The organism is Oleiphilus sp. HI0123, from assembly GCF_001635315.1.
In genome coordinates, this window is record NZ_LWGE01001276.1 from 1 (window position 1) to 3662 (window position 3662).

Annotated in this window: 4 protein-coding genes; all 4 read left to right on the plus strand. The window is 46.1% G+C overall.

The features are described from left to right. Positions 1–72 precede the first annotated feature (72 nt). Positions 73–447, plus strand: coding sequence for a 30S ribosomal protein S12 (gene rpsL, locus A3761_RS15150; RefSeq protein WP_068456027.1), 375 nt, complete (start codon positions 73–75; stop codon positions 445–447). A 153-nt stretch (positions 448–600) separates the two neighbouring features. Beyond that, the gene (gene rpsG / locus A3761_RS15155) at positions 601–1071 is read left to right on the plus strand and encodes a 30S ribosomal protein S7 (protein ID WP_068509920.1); all 471 of its coding nucleotides are present in this window, start codon (positions 601–603) and stop codon (positions 1069–1071) included. 64 nt (positions 1072–1135) lie between these two features. Further along, positions 1136–3232 (plus strand): elongation factor G, encoded by a 2097-nt coding sequence (gene fusA, locus A3761_RS15160; RefSeq protein ID WP_068509922.1) that lies wholly within the window; start codon positions 1136–1138, stop codon positions 3230–3232. A gap of 45 nt (positions 3233–3277) precedes the next feature. Beyond that, positions 3278–3662 (plus strand): GTP-binding protein (locus A3761_RS15165; protein WP_197473060.1); only part of this gene is annotated, 385 nt, incomplete at its 3' end.

The following is a 3662-nucleotide window of genomic DNA, read 5'->3' on the forward strand; positions in this document are numbered from 1 at the left end:
AATTTCGGCATAGTAGCTTGACGTTTTGTAATGAAACGGTTTTTAAAAATATAGATATTGGAGTTTGCTTACATGGCAACGATTAATCAGTTGGTACGTAAGCCTCGTAAACGTGTAGTCGCGAAAAGTGACGTACCCGCGTTGCAGGCTTGTCCTCAACGTCGAGGCGTTTGTACTCGTGTATACACTACGACACCTAAGAAGCCAAACTCGGCTTTGCGTAAGGTTTGTCGTGTTCGTCTAACGAACGGTTACGAGGTTACATCGTATATCGGTGGTGAAGGCCATAACCTACAAGAGCACAGCGTTGTTCTTATTCGTGGTGGTCGTGTTAAAGATTTGCCTGGTGTTCGTTATCACACAGTTCGTGGTAGCTTGGATACTTCAGGTGTTGCAGATAGACGTCAGGGTCGTTCTAAATACGGTGCTAAGCGTCCTAAGGGATAGTCTTAGGTCTGTCTGAAAGCGTTAATTGTCATAAATATTTCAATTAACAATGAGATAATTGATTGAAGGATAAGAGTAAGGTCGGACTGGCGAAATATTTCGTTTTATGTCTGAGCGAACCTGAAGACCTTTGATGTTAAAAGAGGGCTTGTCATGCCAAGAAGAAGAGTCGTAGCAAAACGCGAGATACTTCCAGATCCTAAATTTGGAAATCAAACGCTTGCAAAGTTTATGAACCACGTAATGGTTCATGGTAAAAAATCCGTAGCAGAGAAAATTGTATACGGTGCATTAGATGCTGTTAAAGCAAAGGGTCATGAAGATCCTTTAGAGCTGTTTGATAAAGCGCTAGAGTCTATCCAGCCAATGGTAGAGGTTAAGTCTCGCCGTGTTGGTGGTGCTACTTATCAGGTTCCAGTTGAAGTTCGTCCGGCTCGTCAGGTAGCGCTAGCAATGCGTTGGTTGGTGGACTACTCTCGTAAGCGTGGCGAAAAGTCTATGGCTTTGCGTCTAGCGGGTGAGATTATCGATGCAGCCGAAGGTAAGGGTGCAGCGGTTAAGAAACGTGAAGATGTTCACAAGATGGCCGAAGCAAACAAGGCTTTCTCTCACTACCGTTTCTAAGGTATACGAGTGTTATATGGCCTGCATTTTATGCGGGCCTTTTTGGGTTTAAGAGGATAAAAAATTGGCACGTAAGACTCCAATTTCCAGGTATAGAAATATTGGTATTTGTGCGCACGTTGATGCTGGTAAAACAACGACAACGGAGCGAGTTCTTTTCTATACAGGCTTGTCGCATAAAATAGGTGAAGTGCACGATGGTGCGGCGACAATGGATTGGATGGAGCAGGAGCAAGAGCGAGGTATCACGATAACCTCTGCTGCGACCACGTGTTTCTGGTCGGGAATGCAGCAACAGTTTGATCAGCATCGCGTGAATATTATCGATACGCCTGGGCACGTTGACTTTACAATTGAAGTAGAGCGCTCGCTCCGCGTGCTTGATGGTGCGGTTGTGGTTTTGTGTGGTTCGTCAGGTGTGCAGCCGCAAACTGAAACGGTCTGGCGGCAGGCTAATAAATATGAAGTGCCGCGCATGGTCTTTGTTAATAAGATGGACCGAACAGGTGCTGACTTCCGAATGGTAGTCGAACAGTTAAAAGATCGTCTAGGTGCTACGCCAGTGCCTCTGCAAATGACAATTGGTGCAGAGGACGAGTTTAAAGGTGTGGTTGACCTGATTAAGATGAAAGCTATTTTATGGAACGAAGCTGATCAGGGTATGACCTTTGATTACGCAGAGATTCCTGAAGATCTGCTGGATGAGTGTGAGGAGATGAGAGAGTTTCTTGTTGAGTCCGCTGCAGAGGCGGATGATGACTTGATGGAGCTTTATTTAGAAGGTGAGCAGCTTTCTGAGCAGCAAATAAAGCAGGCGATTCGCAAGCGTACGTTGGCGAATGAGATTGTGCCGGTTATTGGCGGTTCTGCTTTTAAGAATAAAGGTGTTCAGGCGATGCTTGATGCTGTTGTTGAGTACCTGCCGTCTCCTGAAGAGGTTAAAGCGATCGAGGGTGTGCTTGATGATGACGAGACTGTTGAGTCTCGAGAGGCTGATGATTCTGCTCCATTTTCTGCTCTTGCGTTTAAGATTGCGACGGACCCCTTTGTTGGTACTCTGACTTTCTTTAGGGTCTACTCTGGATCGCTAAAAACCGGCGATACCGTGTATAACCCAGTTAAGGGTAGGAAGGAGCGCATTGGTCGAATGGTGCAGATGCATGCAAATGACCGAGAAGAAATAAAAGAAGTATTGGCTGGAGATATTGCAGCTGCGGTCGGCCTTAAGGATGTTACTACTGGCGAAACGCTATGTAATATTGAGAACAAGATTACGCTTGAGCGTATGGAGTTTCCAGAGCCTGTAATTTCGGTTGCAGTGGAGCCTCGTACGCAGGCAGACCAGGAAAAGATGGGTGTTGCCCTAGGTAAGCTTGCGCAGGAAGATCCTTCGTTTAGAGTAAAAACCGATGAAGAGACGGGCCAGACGATTATCTCCGGAATGGGCGAATTGCACCTGGATATCATCGTTGATCGCATGAAGCGTGAGTTCAGTGTTGAGGCAAATATTGGTAAGCCGCAGGTGGCTTACCGTGAAGCGATTAAAAATATTAGTGATATTGAAGGTAAATTTGTTCGTCAGTCAGGTGGGCGTGGTCAGTATGGGCATGTTTGGCTTAAGTTTGAGCCCTTAGCGGATGGCGAAGAAGGTTTAGAGTTTGTAAATGAGATTGTTGGTGGTGCTGTGCCGCGTGAGTTTATCCCGGCAGTTGAAAAGGGTATCGCAGAGCAGATGCAAAACGGTATTCTGGCTGGTTATCCGTTGCTAGGTTTGAAGGCGACGCTCTATGACGGCTCTTTTCATGATGTCGACTCTAATGAAATGGCATTTAAAATTGCTGCTAGTATGGCGACTAAAAAGTTGGCATCAGAAGGTGGTGCGGTATTGCTTGAGCCGGTTATGAAGGTTGAAGTGGTAACGCCAGAAGAGAATATGGGAGATGTGGTTGGTGACTTAAATCGTCGCCGAGGTCTCATACAGGGTATGGAAGAGAGCGCCGCTGGTAAGGTGGTTAATGCTGAAGTTCCCTTATCTGAAATGTTCGGATACGCAACAGATTTGCGATCCGCAACACAGGGTCGCGCAACCTACGCGATGGAGTTTTTGACTTATTCAGAAGCGCCAAAAGCGGTTGCAGAAGTGATTATTAATAAATCGTAGTCTTAATTAAACTAAAGTCGGTAGCATAGAAAAAGGGGTGTAACCGTGGCTAAAGAAAAATTTGAACGTAATAAACCGCACGTTAACGTAGGTACTATTGGTCACGTTGACCATGGTAAAACAACTTTGACAGCAGCGCTAACGCGTGTATGTGCAGAAGTATTCGGTGGTGAGAAGGTTGATTTCGCAAACATCGATAATGCACCAGAGGAAAGAGAGCGTGGTATCACTATCGCGACGTCTCACGTTGAGTATGATTCAACTGATCGTCACTACGCTCACGTTGACTGCCCAGGGCACGCCGATTATGTTAAAAACATGATCACAGGTGCTGCTCAGATGGATGGTGCTATCTTGGTTTGTGGTGCGACTGATGGTCCTATGCCTCAGACTCGTGAGCACATCCTTTTGTCTCGTCAGGTAGGTGTAC